Consider the following 20,284-nt stretch of genomic DNA (forward strand, 5'->3'; position numbering starts at 1 on the left):
CACCGCCCAGGCCGGGCCCCGCCACCCCCGGCCTGTCAGCCGGTGGTGAGGATGAACCTCTCCCAGGAGCCGACCGACGTCCGGTTGGCGATCAGCGAGCCCGCCCCGGCGTTCTCGGCGCACACGATCTGGTTGTTGACCGTGGCGCGCAGACCCACCGTCCCATCCGAGTTGGTGATGAGCTGGAAGGTCTCCCACGACCCGACCGCCGTGGCGTTGGCGACCAACGCTCCGGCACCGGCGTTCGTGGCCGAGACGTAGAGCCCGTTGGCGCGCGACCGCAGCGCGATGTTGCCGTTGCCGGCGTCCACCCGGTCGAACTGCTCGGTGCTGCCGACGCTGGCCTTGTTGGCGATCAGCGCGGTGCTGCCGACCGCCGACACGTACTGGTTGTTGACCTGCGCCCGCAGCGTGGTCACCGGCGTGCTGCCACCGGTGCCGGTGGTAAAGGTGAACGCGTCCACGTCGAACAGGTAGCCCGACCCGCCCTTGAATACCAGGTACAGCGTGGTCGACGCGCTGGGCGGGTTGCTGATCGTGCCGGACACCTCGGTGAAGGTCTCCCAGTTACCGGTCACCGGTACCGAGACGGTGCCCAGCAGTGTGCCGGTGGCTGACCCGGCCCGTACCTCGATGGTGCCGCCGGCCCCGGCCGACGACGCCCGCACGGTGATGCGGTTCGCGTTGGACAGGTTGTACGGCTGGTACGAGATCCAGTCGTTGTTCTCGATGAACCCGGCCGTGCGGCCACCCTCGGCGTTGGTGTGGTCGGTCGCCTGCACGCCCGACGTGGCGCCGAAGTGCTCACCCTGGCGGTGCCTCGGTTGCAGCGTCCTGATGCTGTGCGTGGTGAGCCCACCGTTGTCGGTGTAGGCGGCGTCGAAGACCCCGTAGATGTTGGCCGCCGAGTCGTGCTCCCCGTCGGTCGGTACGGTGATCGAGCCGCTGCACCCGTTCTTCGAGGTGATCTGGTGGGCGTGGCTGTCGTGGCCCAGCGCGTAGGTCAGGCTGACCTTGGAACAGTCGATCGTGCCGTCCTGCGGGTCGCTGACGCTGATCTGGTACGACACCGTGTCACCGAAGCTGAACAGTTGCCCGTCGGCGGGCGACGTGAGCGTCACCGTCGGAGCGGTGTTCCCCACGGTGATGACCAGGCTCGCCGTGCCGGTCAACCCATTCGGGTCGGTGACCCTCAACGTGGGGGAGTACGTGCCGTTCGTGGTGTACGTCTTGGTGGGGTTCGCCGCCGTCGACGTGGTGCCGTCGCCGAACGTCCACAGGTAGCTCAGCGCCCCACCCTCGGGGTCGGAGCTGCCCGCCGACGAGAAGTTCACCGTCAACGGGTTGGCCCCCGACGTGGGGTTCGCCGAGGCGACCGCGATGGGGTTGCGGTTGCCGCCGCCGATGTACTCGATGCGGAACAGCGCCTGGTTGTTCGAGCCGGTGCCGTAGTCCAGCACGTACAGCGCGCCGTCCGGGCCGAAGGCCATGTCCATGACCTGCGTGCCGCTCCACGGGAAGTTGGAGATCTCCCCACGGGAGCCGTCGGAGTTGATGGCGATGGCCTTGATCCAGCGGCGGCCGTACTCGCCGGCGAAGAACTGGCCGTTGAGCGACTGGGGGAACTTGATGCTGGAGTTGAGCGACGCGTCGTAGCGGTAGACCGGCCCGCCCATCGGCGACTCGGAGCCGCTGCCGAACTCTGACGGTGAGCCGGAGTCGCCGGCGTACTTGATCCAGGCCGGCTTCGCCGCGGGCAGCGTGCCGAGGCCCGTGTTGCGGAACGAGTTGTTGGTCGGCCCGCCCGTGCAGTTGTACTTGGACTGCGACGGCCCGGACGGGAAGGTGTATTCATTGTATGTTTCGCTGCTGGTGTTGGTGCCCGTGCAGTACGGCCAGCCGAAGTTGCCGGGCGCGGTGATGCGGTTGAACTCCACCTGACCCTGGGGGCCCCGGCTGGAGTTCGTGGACCCGGCGTCCGGGCCGTAGTCGCCGAGGTAGACGACGCCGGTGGCCTTGTCGACGCTCATCCGGAACGGGTTACGCAGACCCATCGCGTAGATCTCCGGGCGGGTGTTCGCCGTGCCGGGGGCGAACAGGTTGCCCGACGGGATCGTGTACGTGCCGTCCGCCTGCGGCTTGATCCGCAGCAGCTTGCCGCGCAGGTCGTTGGTGTTGGCGGCTGTGCGCTGGGCGTCGAACTGCGGGTTGCGGTTGGTCCGTTCGTCCAGCGGTGCGTAGCCGGACGACTCGAACGGGTTGGTGTCGTCGCCGGTGGTCAGGTACAGGTTGCCGGCGGCGTCGAAGTCCAGGTCACCGCCGACGTGGCAGCACTGGCCACGGTCATTGGCGACCTGGAGCACGATCTTCTCGCTGCCCAGGTTGAGCGTGTCGTCGCTGTTGAGGGTGAACCGGGACAACCGCAGGTGCCCCTTCCACCGGTCCCAGTCCGACTGCGAACCGGTGGTCGGGGCGTCCCCGCCCGGGGTGTTCAGCGTGGGCGAGTAGTACAGGTAGACCCACCGGTTGGTGGCGAAGTTGGGGTCGACGGCGACGCCCTGCAACCCTTCCTCGTCGTGCGTGTAGACGGACAGGGTGCCGGAGACCTTGGTGTTGCCGGCCACGTCGGTCACCCGCAGCACGCCGTTGCGGGCGGTGTGCAGGACCGAGCGGTTGGGCAGCACGGCCAGGGACATGGCCTCACCCAGCTCGGCGGAGCCGGTGGCGAGCTTGACCTGTTGATAGTCGGAGGCGGGAATCACCGCCGCCTGGGCGGTGGACGGAGCAGCCACAGCGAGGGCCGCGCTCGCGACGGTGAGAACCGCCGCGAAGAGCGCCCGGGGCCAGCGCCGGGGGTACGAGAGCATTGATCGTCCTTCCTCGACGATCGGGGCCGAGGCGTGCGGGGGCGCACCACGGCCGGAAAGGGGTGGTGGAGAGCGCGCCGAGGCGCGGTCAGTTGGTGGTGACCAGGTCGAACTTCTCCCACTGGCCGATGGAGGTCCGGTTGGCGATCAGCGCGGAGGCGCCCGCGTTCTCGGCGGCGACGTACCGGTTGTTCACCGTGGCCCGCAGGCTCACCGTGCCGTCGGAGTTGCGCACCAACTGGAACGTCTCCCAGGCACCGGCGGTGGCCCGGTTGGCGATCAGCGAGCCGGCCCCGGCGTTCTCCGCCGCGACGTACTGCCCGTTGCCCTTGGCGCGCAGCGCCACGTTGCCGTTGGCGAGGTTGACCAGGTCGAACCGCTCGGTGGTGCCGACGCTGCTGCGGTTGGCGATCAGCGGGGTGGTGGAGTTGAGCGCGCTGACGTACTGGTTGTTGGCGCGGGCCCGCAGGGTGGAGCCGGTGGCGGTGGGCGGCGGGGTGGTCGTCCGCGGGGAGCAGTCGGCCGTTACCGAGCCGGCAGCGACCTGGAGGCCGCCGAGCAGCATCCGGGTGAAGTTCGGGTCGGTGTACGACGCCTCGGTGTGCCCGAGGCCGGTGTACCAGGCCCGTCCGCCGCCGTACGCCTTGCACCAGGTGATCGGGTGGTCGCCGCTCATGTTGCCGCCGCTGTAGGACGACTCGTCGAGGTTGGCGAGGATGCGCGCGCTGGAGCGGGGGTTGGTGCGGTAGTTGTACCACTCGTCGGAGCGGACCCAGTTCGCCGGGAGGTGCGCCGTCGACGGGTTGGTGTTGTCCTCGATCCGCACGGTCGCGTTCTGGATCGCCGGGTGCGAGTCGAAGTACGCACCGACCAGCTGGCCGTACCACGGCCAGCTGTACTCGGTGTCGGCGGCGGCGTGCACGCCGACGTAGCCGCCACCTGCGGCGATGTACGACTCGAAGGCCGTCTGCTGGCTGGCGTTGAGAACGTCGCCGGTCGTCGACAGGAAGACCACCGCCTGGTACTGGGCCAGGTTGGAGGTGGTGAACTGACCCGAGTCCTCGGTGGACGTCACGGTGAAGCCGTTTGCCGAGCCGAGCTGTTGGATCGCGGCGATGCCGTTCGGAATCGACGAGTGCCGGAAGCCGGCGGTCTTGCTGAACACCAGGACCTTGGTCAGTGGTGCCGCCGAGGCGGGTGTCGGCAGGGCGACCAGACTGGCCAGCATGACTGCCAGGCCGGTGACGAGTGCCAACAGGCGGGGACGGGAACGCATGGTCGTGCTCCTCTGCTGAGCGTCGACCCCGGGCCGTGCACGCGGGCAGGCCAGGAGCCAGGGTGGCGGTGGTGCGGAAGCCGGGCCGCCGATGCTCGGCTGAGGTGCTGCTCGGTGGTGGGGTGATGGAGGGGGTGGTGCGGACGATCAATCGATGACCTCCGCCGCCACAGTGGACGATCAGAATTCATCGATTGTTATCGCTGACGCAGTAAACCTCCGATGTATGCGCCTCGTCAAGCCCACGTGCTCCGGCCCCGGGCGTAGGCCCGCGCGCGGCCGGCGTCACCTACTACGCCGACGACGTCGATCCGGGCCTCAGCGTCGAATTGGTCGCCTGGCCGGATCGTGACTACTACGACGGGGACCTCGGAATCGACCAGGGCCTGTGGGAGAACGGCCACTGCGTACGGTGCGACGTCGAGATCACGTCGAACGCCAAGCGCGCGTTCTGCCCGTACTGCGGATCCGCCTGCGCCCTGACCTGACCTGCTACGACGTCCTACCTCACGCAGCCCGCCGTGGTCGCTCTACGCGGAAGCGGGGGTGCCCCTGGCCGCCATGAGGATGAGGTCGGCGATCGTCTCCGGGTGGGTGACCATGGCCAGATGCGATGACTCGACCTCAATGGTCGTCGCATTCATCCGATCAGCCAGGAACCGCTCCAGCTCCGGCGCGGTCGTGCGGTCCTGCGTGGAGATCGAGTAGTAGCAGGGCTTGTCCCGCCACGCGGCCGTCGTCGTGCGGCCTTTGAAGAGGTCGTCCGCGATGGGGCCCTGCACCGCGTACAGGGCGCGGGCGCGGGCGTCGTCGACGCCACCGGCGAAGTCGCTCAGGAAGGCGCTCTCGCTCAGCTGCGCGTACCCGTCGTGGTGCACGAGACCCGCGTTCGCCGGTGGCGTGGGGAACTTCGCGGCGAGCGCGGCGTAGTCCTCCCCGGCATCCGGCGCGCGGGCCGCGACGTACACCAGGGCGGTGACCATCGGATGGTTACCGGCCTCGCTGATGACCGTGCCGGCCCACGAGTGGCCCGCCAGCACCGTCGGCCCGTCCTGACGGTTGAGGGCGCGGTTGGTGGCGGCGACATCGTCGGCCAGGGAGGTCAGCGGGTTCTGCACCGCGGTGACCGTGAGCCCGGCCCGTTGCAGGAGCGGGATGACGTCGGACCAGGAGGAACCGTCGGCGTACGCGCCGTGGACCAGAACGACGTTGCGGGCGGGCTCGCCCGAAGACGTGTCGCTCATCCGAATCCTCCACACGCTCGCGACGACAGCTCTCGACCGCCACTCTTCCCCACGCCGGTCGGGCCGGTGGGCCAAACGCCCAGCCTTCAGCCGCTCAGTGCACCGGGTCCGGTGTCGGGGCGTGCCAGTTCAGCCGGTCCCGGTAGCGGTGTCGCAGGACCAACCAGCTGACCGAGAACGGAATGGCCCCCATGGCCACCACTCCCAGGACGTCCCCACCGACCACGTCGAAGACCGCCCCGACGTCACCGAACAGCTGAGCGACCGTCTGGAAGGCGACGTGCAGGCCGATGCCGGCCCAGATGTCACCGGTGGCAGCGCGGAAGGCGCCCAGTTGCAGCGCGAAGACGAAGAAGAGTGCCAGTCGGTCGACGGATCGGGCCGCCCCGACGAGGAACCCGAAGGAGGTGAACAGCACGGCCTGCCCGACGAGGGCCTGCCAGGCCGGCAGTCGGGTGGCGAGGTTGTGCTGTAGGTACCCACGGAAGATCAGCTCCTCCGGCAGCGCCTCCTTCAGGAAAACCAGCACCACCAGCAGCGCTGCCACCCGCAGCACGTCCCCGACGGACGTCCGGACGCTGATCTCGACCCAGCCGAAGCCGAGGCAGAGCGCGAACCCCGCCGCCGCAGGGACGAGCCAGCAGGCCATACCGAGCAGCAGGTGCCGCCAGCCGGCGCGCAGCGACGGCAGCCCGAGACCGGCCCACGGGCGTCGGTCCAGGACGCGACGGGCGACAACCACCAGGGGTACGACGACAGCGGTGGTGAGCACCGCCCCGACCGCGTGGGTGGGCCGGTCGTAGTCACCGTCGAGCAGAGCCCGCAGGAACAGCCAGACCAGCACGGCGGCGGTGGCCACGACGACGATCCGCCAGGGCAGGGCGAGACGCGGTCCAGGACTCACCCCGCGCAGCGTAGCCAGCGGCGTCAAAGGCGGACCGTCAGCGGCCGAGGACGAGGTAGGCGAGGCCGAGCACACCTCGGTAACCACCGACGTACTGGCGCAACCGGTCGTCGAGCTCCGCGCGGACGTCGGCCGCCCGCGGCGCATCGCGGTTTCGGTGCCGGATCGTACGGCAGGATCGGTCAGGTGGGGGCGCAGCAGTCGGAGCCGTTTCGGCGACCGACACCGCAGGAGGTGGCGGCGGCCGCCGGTCGGGGCCTGCCGGACGTGATCGGGCCCGGCCTGCGGGTGCTGTTCTGCGGCTTCAACCCGGGCCTCTACTCCGCCGCCGTGGGGCTGCCCTTTGCCCGTAGGGGCAGCCGGTTCTGGCCGGCCCTGCACGGTGCGGGCTTCACCGACCGGCGACTGCACCCGTGGGAGCACGACGAGTTGCTGCGCCGCGGCCTGGGCATCACCAGCCTGAGTAACCGGGCCACCGCCCGCGCCGACGAGCTGACCTCGGCGGAACTGGTGGCCGGGGTGACCGGGTTGGCGGTGAAGGTCGAGCGGTACCGGCCGGGGTGGGTGGCCATCCTCGGAGTGACCGCGTACCGGATCGCCTTCGCCCGACCCCGGGCCGGCCTGGGGCCGCAGTCGCAGCCGCTGGGCCGCGCCCGGGTGTGGGTGCTGCCGAACCCGAGCGGCCTGAACGCGCACTTCCCGTTGCCGGCCTTGACAGCCGAGTTCGCCAAGCTGCGCCAGGAGACCTAGGTGCGGTCGGTGGCGACGAGGTTCTGGTAGTACGGCTGCATGGCCGGGTGGTAGTCGTCGAAGTCGGGGCGGGGGGAGCCGTCTCGGGAGGCGACGAGCATGTCCAGGTAGTACTCCCAGCCGGCGCCCGTCTCGGCGATGCCCTCCACGCTCGTGAGGTGCTGCACGAACCGCAGCGCGGTGCTGCCGTCGGCCTCGGTCAGCGTCAGCTCCAACAGCCAGGTGCCGTAGCTGTCGATCATCGACACGGCGAGATGCCGCTGCGGTTCGCAGGCGTCGATCTGGACGTCGCACCAGGGCTGCTGCTCCTCGTACGCCATCTGGACCCGGATGGTCCGTCCGGGCCCGGCGTCGCCCTCCCACGGGCCGAACCAGCGGGCCGTACGCTCCGACTCGGTCAGGCTGGCCCAGACGTCCGCCGCCGGGGCGCGGAAGGTCCGGGTGAGGACGAGATCATGCCCGGTGGCGGTGCGAAACAGGCGTCCGGCGGGTGTGCGGGTCATGCCGTGTGCTCCCTTCGGTGCTCCGCCGGGCCGCGGCTGCGGCGCTCTCGGCGGGTGCGATAGACCTCGGTCTCCAACGCGTCGAGGTGCCGCTCCCACCGGTCGACCGTGCTGAGCCCGGTGAGCCAGTCGCGCAGCGGGGCGAGCGGGCCCGGGTCGAGCCGGTAGATCCGCTGCCGTCCGACCAACTCGTCACGGACCAGCCCGCTCTCGCGCAGCACCCGCAGGTGGCGGCTGACGGCGGGTCGGCTGATCGTGAACCGCTGGGCGATGTCGCCGGCGGAGAGGGGTTCGTCGCGCAACATGGTCAGGATGTGTCGTCGTACCGGGTCCGCGATCGCGACGGCCACCTCATCCACCCCAGAAGCGTAACCCATGGGTTACGGGTTTGCGTGTCGGAACCGGGGCGTGCGTCGATAGTGGGCGCATGATCACCTGAGCTGGCACTCTGTACGGCATGGCCGCCCAGCTTCGCTCCCGCCTGACCGACTGGACCTTCGCCGTCCCCGTGCTCGCCGTCCTGGTATTGATCGCCACCTGGGGACGGAACCTGCCCGGCCCGATCATCGCGGTGGTCGCGGTGCTGCTGGGCGGTGCGGTGCTCGCGGCCGTGCACCACGCGGAGGTGGTCGCCCACCGGGTGGGGGAACCGTTCGGGTCACTGGTGCTCGCCGTCGCGGTCACCGTGATCGAGGTGGCCCTCATCGTCACACTGATGATCAGCGGGCCGGAGAAGACCCAGTCACTCGCCCGCGACACCGTCTTCGCCGCCATCATGATCACCTGCAACGGGATCCTCGGCCTGTCCCTGCTGCTCGGGGCGCTGCGCCGTCGCGTCGCGGTGTTCAACCCGGAGGGCACCGGCGGGGCCCTGGCCACCGTGATCACCCTGGCCACCCTGAGCCTGGTCATTCCGACGTTCACCACGGCCCGCCCCGGCCCGGAGTTCAGCCCGGCCCAGCTCACCTTCGCCGCCGTCGCCTCACTGGCGCTCTACGGGCTCTTCGTGCTCGTCCAGACCGGCCGGCACCGCGACTACTTCCTGCCGATCGACAGCCACGGCCAGGTCATCGACGCGGAGGAGCACGCCAAACCGCCGACCACCCGCGCGGCGTTGGTCAGCCTGGCGCTGCTGCTGGTGGCGCTGGTCGCGGTGGTCGGCGACGCCAAGACGGTCTCCCCGACCATCGAGGCCGGCGTCGCCGCGGTGAACCTGCCGCACGCGTTCGTCGGCGTGATCATCGCGCTGTTGGTGCTGCTGCCGGAGACCCTGGCCGCCGCCCGCGCCGCGCGCCGCGACCGGGTGCAGATCAGCCTGAACCTCTCGCTCGGCTCGGCGATGGCCAGCATCGGCCTGACCATCCCGGCCATCGCGATCGCCTCGATCTGGCTGGACGGCCCGTTGCTGCTCGGCCTCGGCGGCACCCAGCTCGCCCTGCTCGCGCTCACCGCCGTGACCGCCGTGCTCACCGTGGTGCCCGGCCGGGCCAACGTGCTTCAGGGCGGCGTACACCTGGTGCTGCTGGCCGCCTTCGTCTTCCTGGCCGCCAGCCCGTGACGCTTCCCGGCCGCCAGCCCGTGCCGCGACACGGGCTGGCGACCCAGCTCGTGCCGCGGCGCGGCCGGCCGGCTCAGTCGGTGGGTGGCGGGTCGCCCGCGAGACGTTCCGCGCGGGCGTTCAGGTAGCGCTGCTGTGCCAGGTTCGTCGAGCGCGCCGCCGCCATCCGGTACGCCTCCCGCGCCGCGACCCGCTCGCCGTTGAGCTCCCACAGGTGGGCGCGGGCGGCCGGCAGTCGAGGGTCGTCAGCGAGACGGGGGTCATCGGCCAACCCGGCGAGCAGCGCCAACCCGGCCGGCGCGCCCCGGCTCATCGCCACCGCCACCGCGTGGTTGAGCGCCACCACCGGGTTGTCGGACATCCCCAGCAGCACCTCGTACAGGGCGGTGATCTGCGCCCAGTCGGTGGCCGCCGCGGTGGGCGCCTCGTCGTGCAGGGCCGCGATGGCCGCCTGGAGCTGGTACGCCCCGACGACCCCGCGCGGCAACGCCCCGGTGATCAGCTCGACGCCCTCGGCGATCTGGTCGGCCCGCCACCGGCCACGGTCCTGCTCGGCCATCGGCACCAACTCGCCGTGCGGGCCGATCCGCGCCGGAGCCCGGGCGTCGGTGAGCAGCATCAACGCGAGCAGTCCGGTGACCTCGGGGTCCTCGGGCACCAACCGGTGCACCAGGCGGGCCAGCCGGATCGCCTCGGCGGTCAGGTCGGCGCGCAGCAACCCCGGCCCGGCCGTGCGCGCGTACCCCTCCGTGAAAATCAGGTAGAGCACGTGCAGCACGGCGGCGAGCCGGTCGGCGCGCTCCGGGCCGCTGGGCGGCGCGAACCGCAGTCCACTGTCGCGGATGCGCTGCTTGCCCCGGCTGATCCGCCGGGTCATCGTGGCCTCCGGCACCAGGAACGCCCGCGCCACCTCGGCGGTGCTCAACCCGCCCACCGCGCGCAGCGTGAGTGCGATCTGCGAGGCCGGCGAGAGCGCCGGATGGCAGCACAGGAACAGCAGGATGAGCGTGTCGTCGGCGTCCGCCGCCGCACGGTCGGCGGCGGGCGCGTGCCACTGCTCGGGCAGCGTCCACCGCGCCACCGTGTCCTCACGCCGCATCCGGGCCTGCTCGCGCCGCAGCAGGTCGGTCAGCCGACGGGACGCCACGGTGATCAGCCATCCCCGGGGGTTGTCCGGTACGCCGTCGCGCGGCCACCCGTCGGCCGCCGCGATCAACGCCTCCTGGACCGCGTCCTCGGCGGTGTCGAAGTGCCCGAAGCGGCGGACCAGCGCGCCGAGGGCCTGCGGCGCCAGCTCGCGCAGCAGGTCCTCGACGGGAGTCTCCGGCACCAGGTCAGCCGGCCAGGTCCTCGACGCCGTCGAGCACCGGCCGCACGTCCACGTACCCGCCGGGGGCGTCCGGGTCGACGAGGCCGGCGGCGATCTCGGTGGCCCGATCGAAGCTGGCGCACTCCACGATGGTGTAACCGGCGAGGACCTCCTGCGTCTCCGGGTACGGGCCGTCGGTGATCACGGGCGCTCCCTGGCGTACCTGCACCCGGCGGGCGTGTACCGGCTCGCTCAGGCCCCGGGCGTCGACCAACTCGCCGGACTCGGCCAGCGCCTGGTGGAACGTCTCCATGTGCTGGTGCATCGCCGCGATCTGCTCGGCCGACATCGCCGGCCGGTCGGTGGCCCGCCCCGACAGCACGTCATAGTCCTGCTGCGACCCGTAGAGCAGAATCATGTACTTCACAGTGGCCCTCCTGTCTCCGGTGCCGCCCCGGCACCGCCCACCAGAAACGTCGAACCCAACCCCCGCTCCCGGACACTCCCACCCCACCCGATCTGGTGATCAAGAAGTTTGCGTCACGACACGCCGGGCGGGTTGACGCCAACCTCTTGATCACCAGTGGGCGAGGCGGCAGCGCGGGCGGGGGCGTGACGGTCGTATCGTCGGGGTACAGCGCAGCGCGAGCACCGATGTCTGGGGAGGCACAGTGGGGGCACGGTTGGGACGCGACGCCCGGGGCCCGTTGGCGGGTCTGCTGATCGCCGCCCTGGTCTCACTCGCCTGCGCCGGCGGCGGACTGGTCGAGCCGGAAGCCGAGCGCCCCGGGGCGAACCCGCCGGCCGCCTCGCCGGGGCCGAACACCACCCGGGCCGACAGCACCACCAGCGTCGCCGAGTTCGAGCAGGACGTCGCCGACGCGCAGGCGGTCGCCGAGCGGTACTGGGCGGCCCAGTTCAAGGCGTCCGGGCAGCGGTTCCAACCGATCCGGCGCATCATCCCGTACCAGCGCGACGGCGAGGTGTCCTGCGGCGGCCAGCCGTTGCCCCGCAACAACGCCGTCTACTGCTCGCGCGGCGACTTCATCGCCTACGACGTCGCCTGGTCAGTGGCGGCGTTCCGCCAGGTCGGCGACGCGTTCGTGTTCTACCTGCTCGGGCACGAGTACGCGCACGCCATCCAGGTGCGGCTCGGCATCAACTACAGCTTCACCATCCAGCAGGAGTTGCAGGCCGACTGCATGGCCGGGGCGTACCTCGGCGACTCGGTGCGCTCCGGTGCCCTGACCCTCGCCGAAGGCGACCTGGAGGAGTTCCGGGAGGGCGTGGCGGCGGTCGGCGACGACCCGAACCAGCCGTGGTTCGCGGAAGGGGCGCACGGCACCGCCGAGCAGCGCACCGACATGTTCTTCCGGGGCTACGAGGGCTCCCTGAAGGAGTGCGACCTGGGCTGAGCGGGGTTGCCCGGATCACCCTGCCGCCCGCTGCCACCACCGGCCACGGGGGGTGCTGGCAGGATCGCCGGTGTCGGTCACGACCCTGGAGGTTCCGCTGAGCAGCCATCACCCCGCCGCTGTGCTCTTCGACATGGACGGCACGCTGGTCGACAGCGAGAAGCTGTGGGACGTCGCGTTGCAGGAACTCGCGGCGGAGTACGGCGGGAAACTCTCCGTCGCCGCCCGCCAGGCGATCATCGGCACCGCGATGGCCGAGTCGATGCGCATCCTGCACGACGACCTGGGGCAGCCGGAACGGGATCCGGAAATCAGCGCGGCGTGGATCAACACCCGGATCCTGGAGCTGTTCCGCACCGGTCTGCCCTGGCGGCCGGGGGCGTTCGCCCTACTGCGCGCGGTCCGCGCGGCGGGAATCCCCACCGCGCTGGTCACCTCCAGCCCACGCGCGCTGGTCGAGATCGCCCTGGACACCCTCGGCCGGGACAACTTCGACACGGTGGTCGCCGGCGACGAGGTGGTGGCGGCCAAGCCGCACCCCGAGCCCTACCTGACCGCGGCCCGGCTGCTGGAGGTGCCGATCGCGCACTGCGTGGCGATCGAGGACTCGCCGACCGGGGTGGCCAGCGCGCTCGCCTCAGGCGCGGCGGTGCTGGCCGTACCGGCGGAGGTGGCGTTGCCGCGCACTGTCGGCGTACACCAAGTGGAGAGCCTGACCGGCGTGGACCTGGAGCTGCTCGCCGAGCTGGTGACGGACCGGGCCGCTGCCTGAACGAAAAAGGGGGCCCTGCTGACGCGCTCGCGTCAGCAGGGCCCCCTTTTCCCCCGATCAGTCGTGGGCGATGGCGCCCAGGACGTTGATCCGAGCCGCCCGGATGGCCGGGAGCACGGCGGCCACCACGCCGATGACGGCGGCGAGACCGAGGAACACCCCCATCTGCCCCCAGGGCAGGATCAGGTCGGTGATGCCCTCGTCCTTGAGCGCCTCGACCACCGCGGCGCCGAGACCGGTGCCCACCACCACGCCGAGCAGCGCGCCGAACACCGAGATCACCACCGCCTCCACGGTGATCATCCCCATGGTCTGGGACCGGCGCAGGCCGATCGCCCGCAGCAGACCCAACTCGCGGGTCCGCTCCAGCACCGACAGGGCCAGGGTGTTGATGATGCCGAGGACGGCGATCACGATGGCCAGCGCGAGCAGGATCTGGATCATCGTGAGCAACCCGTCGAGCGAACTCGTCTGCTGCTTGATGAACGCGTCCCGGTCGGCCACCGACACCTCGGGGCTGTCCGCGAGCAACGCCTCCACCTGGGGCTGAACATCGGAGACCCGGGTGCCCGGGGCCAACTGGATGAAGCCCTGGATGGGCTGCGGGATGGCGAAGTTCTTCGCCGCCGCTGGCGGCAGCGTCACCGGGTTGGTCAACTGCGACGACTCGTAGATGCCGCTGACCGTGTAGGTGCGGGCCTCGCCCCGGGTCAGCTGCACCGTCACCGTCGAGCCGACCGACCAGCCACGGGAGGTGGCCGTGTCCGAGCTGGCCAACATCTGCGTCGGCCCGATCCGGTCGATGTCACCGGCGGTGGGCTTCGCCCCGAAGATCTGGCGCAGCGACGCCGGGTCGCTGCTCGCCGCCACCCAGGTGCTCTCGCCGTCGATCTTCGCCATGTCGCCGTACTCGCCGTCGACCAACTGCACACCGGGCAGGGCCTTGGCCCGGTCCAGCACCCCCGGGTCGAACGACGGCGGACGCGGACCACCCTGCACGCCGGCGATCACCAGCTCGGCCTTGATGGTGTCCTGGGCGAGCGCGCTGATGCTGCCCTTGGCCGAGTCGAGGATCACCGTGACGCCGGTGACCAGCGCGATGCCGACCATCAGCGCGGCGGCGGTGATCGCCGTGCGGCGCGGGTTGCGCCCGGAGTTGAGCCGGCCCAGCTTGCCCGGCACCGACCACGAGAAGATCGCACCCAGCAGGCTCACCACCGGCCGGCTGATCAGCGGGGTCAGCAGCGCCACCCCGATGAAGGCGAACAGCACCCCACCGAGGATGGTGGACAGCGTCTGACCGCCGGCGTTGCCACTGAGCCCGAGGAACAGCAGCACCGCGCCGACGCCGGTGACCAGCGATCCGGCCACGGTGACCTTGGTCAACGGCCGGTCCGGGGTGGCCACCTCCTGCATGGCTGCGATCGGCGGGATCCGCGACGCCCGCAGCGCCGGCAGCAGCGCTGCCACCACGGTGATCACCAGACCGACGGCGAACGCACCGATCACCGCCGCCGCCGGCACGCCGATCCCGGCCAGGGTCAGCCCACCGGCGAACTTGCCGAACAGGAACGCCAGCAGCGCGCCCACCCCGATACCGGCCGCCAGGCCGAGCACCGATGCGATCAACCCCACCGCGATGGCCTCCAGCACCACCGAACCGATGATCTGCCGCCCGCTGGCCCCGATGGCGCGCATCAGCGCCAACTCCCGGGTCCGCTGCGCCACGATGATCGAGAACGTGTTGAGGATCAGGAAGGTGCCCACCAGCAGCGCCACCGCGGCGAAACCGAGCAGGATCTTGTTGAAGAAGGACAGGCCCTCCTTCAGGCCACCCGCGGCGTCCGCGGCCAACTGCTCGCCGGTCTTTACCTCGAAGTCCGCCCCGAGGGCACGGCTCACGTCGTCGCGCAGCGTCTCGTCGGAGACCCCGCCGGCAGCGCGCACGGTGATGTTGCTGAACACGTCCGGCTCGCCGAGCATCAGCCGCTGCGCCACCGGCGTGGTGAAGAAGACCTCGTTGGCACCGCCGATCGAGTCCCGGTCACCGCTGTAACCGACGACACCGACCAGGGTGAAGTCCCGCTTCTTCGACTCGAACGCGGTGAGCACGCCGACCTTCTGGCCAACCTGCACCTTCGCGGCCGTGGCCAACGCCTTGTTGATGACGATCTCGTCCTCGGCCTGCGGCGCACGCCCCTCGCGCAGCCGCAGCAGCTCGCCCTCGCCGGTCCAGTTCTCACCCAACTGCGGCGGACCGAACGAGGTCACCACCTTGCCGTTGCTGCCGATGATCCGGGCGCCGTCGGCGGCGACGACACCGGTAGCCGACGCCACCCCCGGCACCTGCGTGACCCGCTCCACCACGGCGGCCGGCAGCGGGTTGGCGGTCTGCTCACCCTCCATCTCGTTGACCTGCACCCTCGGCTTCGCCGCGACGTTCACGTCGACGTCCGAGTAGGCGTCGGCGAAGATCGAGTCGAAGGAGCGACCCAGCGTGTCGGTGAGCACGAACGCGCCGGAGACGAACATCACCCCGAGCACCACCGCCAGGCCGGACAGGATCAGCCGGACCTTGCGGGCCAGCAGACTCTTCAGCGTCGCGCGGAACATCAGTTGCCCACCTCGGCCGGAGTGTCCAGCTTCTTCATGGTGTCCAGCACCGTCTCGGCGGTCGGCTCGATCAGCTCCGAGACGATCTCACCGTCGGCGAGGAAGACCACCCGGTCGGCGTACGCGGCGGCCGTCGGGTCGTGGGTGACCATCACGATGGTCTGGCCGTGCTCCCGCACCGAATTGCGCAGGAAGTTGAGCACCTCCGCGCCGGAGCGCGAGTCCAGGTTGCCGGTCGGCTCGTCCGCGAAGATCACTTCAGGGCGGGAGACCAGCGCCCGCGCGCACGCCACCCGCTGCTGCTGCCCACCGGAGAGCTGCGCCGGCCGATGGTCCAGCCGGTCCCGCAGACCCACCGTCTCGATCACCGTGTCGTACCAGGCCTGGTCCGGCTTACGCCCGGCGATCGACAGCGGCAGCAGGATGTTCTCCTTGGCGGTCAGCGTCGGCAGCAGGTTGAACTGCTGGAAGATGAAGCCCACCTTGTCGCGCCGCAGCTTCGTCAACCCCGAGTCGCCGAGCCCGGTGACGGTCGTCTCACCGATCTCCACCGTCCCCCGGGTCACCGCGTCCAGCCCGGCCAGGCAGTGCATCAGCGTCGACTTACCGGAACCCGAGGGGCCCATGATCGCGGTGAACTGGCCACGTTCGAACTCGGCGCTGACCCCCCGCAGCGCGATGACCTGAGCCTCGCCGCTGCCGTACACCTTCCACACGTCGTTCGCCCGAGCCGCGGCCTGCGCCTGCTGGCCTACCGTCGCGGTCACGTCATCTACCTCTTCCGTCTGTCCGAAAATGCACGCCGCCCCCCGAATGGTCCGGCGCGACTGTTCAATCATCGGTGCTGTTTGCGCCCGCCCCGTCCGACCCTGGGGGGACCTGGCGCGGATTTCCCGCTGCGGGTGCACCCCTATGTCGGATCAGGGTTGCCCCTGACGTCCGGGCCGGTCGACCGTTTTTCCCCACTCGGCGCGGGCGGCAGCACCGACGCTTCCACCTGACGCCACAGGAGGGTCAACCGAACCGGACCATCTGCGGTCACGGTAGGTGACGGAGGCAACGGTGGCCGTCCCCCCACGGAGGGATCTTCGAGTACGCCGGGTGAGGTACCCGGGGCGGTGCGACTACGCCCGGGGGCGGACCAGCCCCGACTCGTACGCCAGCACCACCGCCTGCACCCGGTCGCGGAGCCGCAGCTTGGTGAGCACGTGCCCGACGTGGGTCTTGATGGTCGTCTCGCTCACCGACAGGACCGCCGCGATCTCGGCGTTGGACAGCCCACGGGCGACCTGCACGAGCACCTCGCGCTCCCGGTCGGTGAGCGCGTTGAGCGCCGCCGACGGCGTCGCCGCCGGGTCGGGCAGCACCTCGGCGAAGCGGTCCAGCAGCCGCCGCAGGATCCGAGGGGTCACCACCGCGTCCCCACCGGCGACGGTGCGGATCGCCGCGATCAGGTCCTCGGCCGGCACGTCCTTGGCCAGGAACCCGCTGGCGCCGGCGCGCAACGCGCCCACCACGTACTCGTCCAGGTCGAAGGTGGTGAGCACCAGCACCCGTACCGGCAGTCGGGCGTCGACGATCGCCCGGGTCGCCGCGACCCCGTCCATCCGGGGCATCCGGATGTCCATCAGAACGACGTCGGGCAGCAGCCGCCGGGCCAGCTCCACGGCCACCACACCGTCACCGGCCTCCGCCACCACGTCCAGGTCGCTCTCGGCGCCCAGCACCATCCGAAACCCGGTCCGCAGCAGCGGCTGGTCGTCGGCGAGCAGGATCCGCACCGGCCGCGCCGAAGGTGCCTGATCGCTCATCTGGTCTCCCGTCCCGCAGACGTCGTGACGCGCCCCGGTCATCCTCGCGTACCGGAGCGAGTGCGTCGGTCAGGAGACCGTCACTCGTCGGCGCCCGGCGCCACCGGGGTGGACCGCGAATCGCGCAGCGGGTCGGCGTTCGCCGCCGCCACCGGGAACGGCGGCGGGGTGCCGCCGAAGCTGGGACACAACGCCTGATGGCTGCACCAGTCGCAGAGCCGGCTCGGCCGGGGCCGGAAATCCTGCCGGGCGGTGGCCTGCTCGATCGCCCGCCACAGCGCCACCACGGTGCGCTCGAAACGGACCAGTTCGTCGGCGTCCGGCGTGTAATCCAACACCTCGGCGTCGCGCAGGTAGAGCAGCCGCAACACCCGGGGCACCACCCCCCGGGTACGCCACAGCACCAGAGCGTAGAACTTCAACTGGAACAACGCCCGCGCCTCGAACGCCTCCCGGGGCGCACCACCGGTCTTGTAGTCGACCACCCGCAGCGCGCCGTCCGGGGCGACGTCGAGCCGGTCGAGGTAACCCCGGATCAGCAACTCCTCGTCGACGACCGCGGAGATCAGGCTCTCGCGCTCGGCCGGCTCCAGCCGGGTCGGGTCCTCCACCGCGAAGTAACCCTGCAACAGCCCGGCGGCGGAGCGCAGGAACTCCACCGGGCCGGCCGGCTCCGCACCGTCGAAGATCGCGGCCAGCTCCGGCTGCTCGGTGACCATCCGGTCCCACTGGGGGGCCACCAGGTCACCGGCCGCCTCCGGCGTGCGGTCGGTGGCCGGCAGGTCGAACAGACGCTCCAACACCGCGTGCACCAACGTGCCCCGGGCCTGCTCAATCGTGGTGCGCTCGGGCAACCGGTCGATGCTGCGGAACCGGTAGAGCAACGGGCAGGTCTTGAAATCCGCCGCCCGGGACGGCGACAGCGACGCCCGCACCGTCGGTGGCGCCTGCGCCGCAGTGGAGGGCTGGGAGGTGGTGACCGGTTCCGCCGTCATGTCGGCAAAGATTAGGGCACCGGTGTGACACCGACCGCCGCCCGCCCCGCACAGCGACGGTCCGTAGCATCGTGGCGATGGAGCAGAGAACCCGGCCGCCGCGCCGACCAGACCGACGCCTCGGCCTGAACGTCGGCCGGGTGTTCGGGGTGCCGCTGCACCTCAACGGCTCGATGGTCCTGCTCGCGGTGCTCATCGCGGTGCTGTACGGCGAGTTCGCCCGCCGACAACTGGCCCTGCCGCAGCTCAGCGGCTACCTGATCGGCTTCGGGTTCGTCGTGTCGCTGCTCGGCTCGGTGCTGTTGCACGAGCTGGGCCACGCCCTCACCGCCCGGCGGTACGGCATCGGTGTGCGCGGAATCACCCTGGAGCTGCTCGGCGGCTACACCGAGATGGACCGCGACGCCCCGTCGCCCCGTGTCGACCTGCTGGTGTCGCTGGCCGGCCCGGCGGTCTCCGCGGTGCTCGGCGTCCTGGCGGTCGCCGCCACCCTCGCCCTGCCCGAGGGGACCGTGGTCCACCAGCTCGCCTTCCAGCTCGCCGTCAGCAACGTCATCGTGGCGCTGTTCAACAGCCTGCCCGGGCTGCCGCTCGACGGCGGCCGGGCGCTACGCGCCGCCGTCTGGGGGCTGACCCGTGACCGGCACCTCGGCACCGAGGTCGCCGGCTGGGCCGGCCGGGTGGTCGCCGTCGGCACCGCGGCCCTGGTTCTGCTGCTCACCGTCGAGCGGCGGCTGGCGCCGCTGGCGCTGCCGCTGATGTTGCTGGTCGCCGTCACCCTCTGGCGCGGCGCCGGCCAGTCGATCCGGGCCGCCCGGGTCAGCCGTCGGTTCCCGCTGATCGACCTCGCCCGGCTGGCCCGCCCGACGTGGCCCGTGCCCACCGGCACGCCGCTGGCCGAGGCCCAGCGCCGACGCGCCGAGAGCGGGCGGCCCGACGCCCCGCTGCTGGTCACCGACTCCACCGGTCGGCCGGTGGCGCTGGTCGACCCGGCCGCCGCCGACGCGGTGCCGGTCGAGCGCCGACCGTGGCTGGCGGTCGACGCCGTCGCCCGATCACTGGGCACACTTCCCACGTTGCCGCTCGGCTGGGACGGCGAGCGGGTGATGGAGGCCGTACAGACCCACCCGGGCGCGCAGTACGTGGTGACCTCAGGCGAAGATGTCGTCGGCATCCTGCACATCGCGGACCTGGCACAGCTCCTTGAACCCAACCGGAAGATGACACCGTGACCGCAACTCCCTCCACCGTCGCCGCCGACTCCGCCCGCCCGGCGCTGACACCCGTGCACCGGGGGCCGTTCCGGCCCGGCGACCGGGTTCAGCTGACCGACCCCAAGGGGCGGATGCACACCGTGACGCTGGAGCCCGGCAAGGAGTTCCACACCCACCGCGGCATCCTGGCGCACGACGCGCTGATCGGGCTCCCCGACGGCAGCGTGGTGACCACCTCCGGCGGTGGCACCGCGTTCCTGGCCCTGCGGCCGCTGCTGTCGGACTACGTGCTGTCCATGCCGCGCGGCGCCCAGGTGATCTACCCGAAGGACTCGGCGCAGATCGTCGCCATGGGCGACATCTTCCCCGGCGCGAAGGTCCTCGAGGCCGGCGCCGGCTCCGGCGCGCTGAGCTGCTCCCTGCTGCGCGCCGTCGGCACCGAGGGTGAGCTGCACTCGTTCGAGCTGCGCGACGACTTCGCCCAGATCGCCAAGCGCAACGTCGAGGCGTTCTTCAACGGGCCGCACCCCTCCTGGAAGCTGCACGTCGGTGACGTCGCGCAGTGCCAGGAGACCGGCTTCGACCGGATCATCCTGGACATGCTGACCCCCTGGGAGACCCTCGACATGGTCGAGCGGGCGCTGGTGCCCGGCGGGGTGTTCATCGGCTACGTCGCCACCACCCCGCAGCTCTCCGAGCTGGTGGAGGCGCTGCGCGAGCGCGGCGGTTGGACCGAGCCACGGGCCTGGGAGTCCCTGGTGCGCGACTGGCACGCCGAGGGCCTCGCCGTCCGCCCGGACCACCGGATGATCGCGCACACCGCCTTCCTGGTGTCCGCGCGCAAGCTGGCCCCCGGGGTCACCGCGCCGCCGCGCCGGCGCAAGCCCAGCAAGGGCACCGAGGCGTACGCGCAGCGCCGCCAGGACCTGCGCGAGGCGGAGGCGGCCCGCCAGGCCGCTGCCGCCCAGGCGGCAGGCGTGCAGCCCAACGGTACGGGGGAGATGGACAGGCCGTGACCATCGAGCTGGGTGTCGGCGCCGCCGAGCAGGGGGA

18 protein-coding genes are annotated in these 20,284 nt (G+C 71.2%); 6 read left to right on the forward strand and 12 right to left on the reverse strand.

The annotated features are described in order from the left end of the window. Positions 1–35: 35 nt before the first annotated feature. The 4 genes from EV382_RS07580 to EV382_RS32660 all read right to left on the reverse strand — a co-directional run bounded on the left by EV382_RS07580 (position 36) and on the right by EV382_RS32660 (position 6,291). Positions 36–2,867, reverse strand: coding sequence for a PQQ-dependent sugar dehydrogenase (locus EV382_RS07580; RefSeq protein WP_130400879.1), 2,832 nt, complete (start codon positions 2,865–2,867; stop codon positions 36–38). Between the two features lie 88 nt (positions 2,868–2,955). Beyond that, on the reverse strand, positions 2,956–4,143 hold the full coding sequence (locus tag EV382_RS07585; RefSeq protein WP_130400880.1) for a ThuA domain-containing protein: 1,188 nt from the start codon (positions 4,141–4,143) through the stop codon (positions 2,956–2,958). A gap of 530 nt (positions 4,144–4,673) precedes the next feature. Then, positions 4,674–5,387 (reverse strand): alpha/beta fold hydrolase, encoded by a 714-nt coding sequence (locus tag EV382_RS07590; RefSeq protein WP_130400881.1) that lies wholly within the window; start codon positions 5,385–5,387, stop codon positions 4,674–4,676. 94 nt (positions 5,388–5,481) lie between these two features. Then, a complete protein-coding gene (locus tag EV382_RS32660; RefSeq protein WP_165435746.1) occupies positions 5,482–6,291 on the reverse strand; it encodes a CPBP family intramembrane glutamic endopeptidase in 810 nt (269 codons plus the stop codon). 186 nt (positions 6,292–6,477) lie between these two features. Here EV382_RS32660 and mug point away from each other — a divergent pair, with 186 nt between their 5' ends. Continuing rightward, positions 6,478–7,041, forward strand: coding sequence for a G/U mismatch-specific DNA glycosylase (gene mug / locus EV382_RS07600; protein ID WP_130400882.1), 564 nt, complete (start codon positions 6,478–6,480; stop codon positions 7,039–7,041). On the opposite strand, the gene EV382_RS07605 is transcribed toward mug, so the two are convergent. Together EV382_RS07605 and EV382_RS07610 are read right to left on the reverse strand one after the other, a co-directional pair. After that, the gene (locus EV382_RS07605) at positions 7,038–7,544 is read right to left on the reverse strand and encodes an SRPBCC family protein (RefSeq protein ID WP_130400883.1); all 507 of its coding nucleotides are present in this window, start codon (positions 7,542–7,544) and stop codon (positions 7,038–7,040) included. The two genes, mug and EV382_RS07605, sit on opposite strands and share 4 nt — an antisense overlap. Further along, positions 7,541–7,903, reverse strand: coding sequence for a metalloregulator ArsR/SmtB family transcription factor (locus tag EV382_RS07610; protein ID WP_244236585.1), 363 nt, complete (start codon positions 7,901–7,903; stop codon positions 7,541–7,543). Before EV382_RS07610 ends, EV382_RS07605 begins: the two co-directional genes overlap by 4 nt. Positions 7,904–8,001: 98 nt before the next feature. Between EV382_RS07610 and EV382_RS07615 the strand changes: the two genes are divergently transcribed. Next, positions 8,002–9,102, forward strand: a complete 1,101-nt coding sequence (locus EV382_RS07615) for a calcium:cation antiporter (protein WP_130400885.1) — start codon at positions 8,002–8,004, stop codon at positions 9,100–9,102. 73 nt (positions 9,103–9,175) lie between these two features. Here the strand turns inward: EV382_RS07615 and EV382_RS07620 are convergent, their stop codons facing one another. Together EV382_RS07620 and EV382_RS07625 are read right to left on the reverse strand one after the other, a co-directional pair. Beyond that, positions 9,176–10,432, reverse strand: coding sequence for an RNA polymerase sigma factor (locus EV382_RS07620; RefSeq protein ID WP_130400886.1), 1,257 nt, complete (start codon positions 10,430–10,432; stop codon positions 9,176–9,178). 4 nt (positions 10,433–10,436) lie between these two features. After that, entirely contained in the window at positions 10,437–10,829 is a 393-nt protein-coding gene (locus tag EV382_RS07625) for a YciI family protein (RefSeq protein WP_244236912.1), read from the reverse strand. A 205-nt stretch (positions 10,830–11,034) separates the two neighbouring features. Here EV382_RS07625 and EV382_RS07630 point away from each other — a divergent pair, with 205 nt between their 5' ends. After that, a complete protein-coding gene (locus EV382_RS07630) occupies positions 11,035–11,826 on the forward strand; it encodes a neutral zinc metallopeptidase (protein ID WP_130400888.1) in 792 nt (263 codons plus the stop codon). A 121-nt stretch (positions 11,827–11,947) separates the two neighbouring features. Further along, complete coding sequence (locus tag EV382_RS07635; RefSeq protein WP_130408565.1) at positions 11,948–12,598, forward strand: HAD family hydrolase; 651 nt, start codon at positions 11,948–11,950, stop codon at positions 12,596–12,598. A gap of 57 nt (positions 12,599–12,655) precedes the next feature. On the opposite strand, the gene EV382_RS07640 is transcribed toward EV382_RS07635, so the two are convergent. From EV382_RS07640 to EV382_RS07655, 4 genes are all read right to left on the reverse strand, one after another. After that, a complete protein-coding gene (locus EV382_RS07640; RefSeq protein ID WP_130400889.1) occupies positions 12,656–15,211 on the reverse strand; it encodes an ABC transporter permease in 2,556 nt (851 codons plus the stop codon). Next, positions 15,211–15,978 carry an ABC transporter ATP-binding protein gene (locus EV382_RS07645; RefSeq protein ID WP_130400890.1) on the reverse strand — a complete coding sequence of 256 codons (768 nt, stop codon included), beginning with the start codon at positions 15,976–15,978 and terminating at the stop codon, positions 15,211–15,213. Before EV382_RS07645 ends, EV382_RS07640 begins: the two co-directional genes overlap by 1 nt. Before the next feature lie 357 nt (positions 15,979–16,335). After that, the gene (locus EV382_RS07650) at positions 16,336–17,022 is read right to left on the reverse strand and encodes a response regulator (protein WP_130400891.1); all 687 of its coding nucleotides are present in this window, start codon (positions 17,020–17,022) and stop codon (positions 16,336–16,338) included. A gap of 80 nt (positions 17,023–17,102) precedes the next feature. After that, positions 17,103–18,017, reverse strand: a complete 915-nt coding sequence (locus EV382_RS07655) for a RecB family exonuclease (RefSeq protein ID WP_130400892.1) — start codon at positions 18,015–18,017, stop codon at positions 17,103–17,105. Between the two features lie 140 nt (positions 18,018–18,157). On the opposite strand from EV382_RS07655, the gene EV382_RS07660 reads away from it, so the two are divergent. Both EV382_RS07660 and EV382_RS07665 read left to right on the forward strand, forming a co-directional pair. Continuing rightward, on the forward strand, positions 18,158–19,249 hold the full coding sequence (locus EV382_RS07660) for a site-2 protease family protein (RefSeq protein WP_425271978.1): 1,092 nt from the start codon (positions 18,158–18,160) through the stop codon (positions 19,247–19,249). Then, a complete protein-coding gene (locus EV382_RS07665; RefSeq protein WP_425271873.1) occupies positions 19,246–20,247 on the forward strand; it encodes a tRNA (adenine-N1)-methyltransferase in 1,002 nt (333 codons plus the stop codon). Before EV382_RS07660 ends, EV382_RS07665 begins: the two co-directional genes overlap by 4 nt. Positions 20,248–20,284 lie beyond the last annotated feature (37 nt).

Origin of the sequence: Micromonospora violae (genome assembly GCF_004217135.1) — a bacterium.
Classification (GTDB): domain Bacteria; phylum Actinomycetota; class Actinomycetes; order Mycobacteriales; family Micromonosporaceae; genus Micromonospora; species Micromonospora violae.

Coding starts and splice junctions, on each gene's coding strand:
- EV382_RS07580 (WP_130400879.1), bottom strand. CDS start 2,867: ATGCTCTCGTACCCCCGGCGCTGGCCCCGGGCGCTCTTCGCGGCGGTT.
- EV382_RS07585 (WP_130400880.1), bottom strand. CDS start 4,143: ATGCGTTCCCGTCCCCGCCTGTTGGCACTCGTCACCGGCCTGGCAGTC.
- EV382_RS07590 (WP_130400881.1), bottom strand. CDS start 5,387: ATGAGCGACACGTCTTCGGGCGAGCCCGCCCGCAACGTCGTTCTGGTC.
- EV382_RS07605 (WP_130400883.1), bottom strand. CDS start 7,544: ATGACCCGCACACCCGCCGGACGCCTGTTTCGCACCGCCACCGGGCAT.
- EV382_RS07615 (WP_130400885.1), top strand. CDS start 8,002: ATGGCCGCCCAGCTTCGCTCCCGCCTGACCGACTGGACCTTCGCCGTC.
- EV382_RS07625 (WP_244236912.1), bottom strand. CDS start 10,829: ATGATTCTGCTCTACGGGTCGCAGCAGGACTATGACGTGCTGTCGGGG.
- EV382_RS07640 (WP_130400889.1), bottom strand. CDS start 15,211: ATGTTCCGCGCGACGCTGAAGAGTCTGCTGGCCCGCAAGGTCCGGCTG.
- EV382_RS07650 (WP_130400891.1), bottom strand. CDS start 17,022: ATGAGCGATCAGGCACCTTCGGCGCGGCCGGTGCGGATCCTGCTCGCC.
- EV382_RS07655 (WP_130400892.1), bottom strand. CDS start 18,017: ATGACGGCGGAACCGGTCACCACCTCCCAGCCCTCCACTGCGGCGCAG.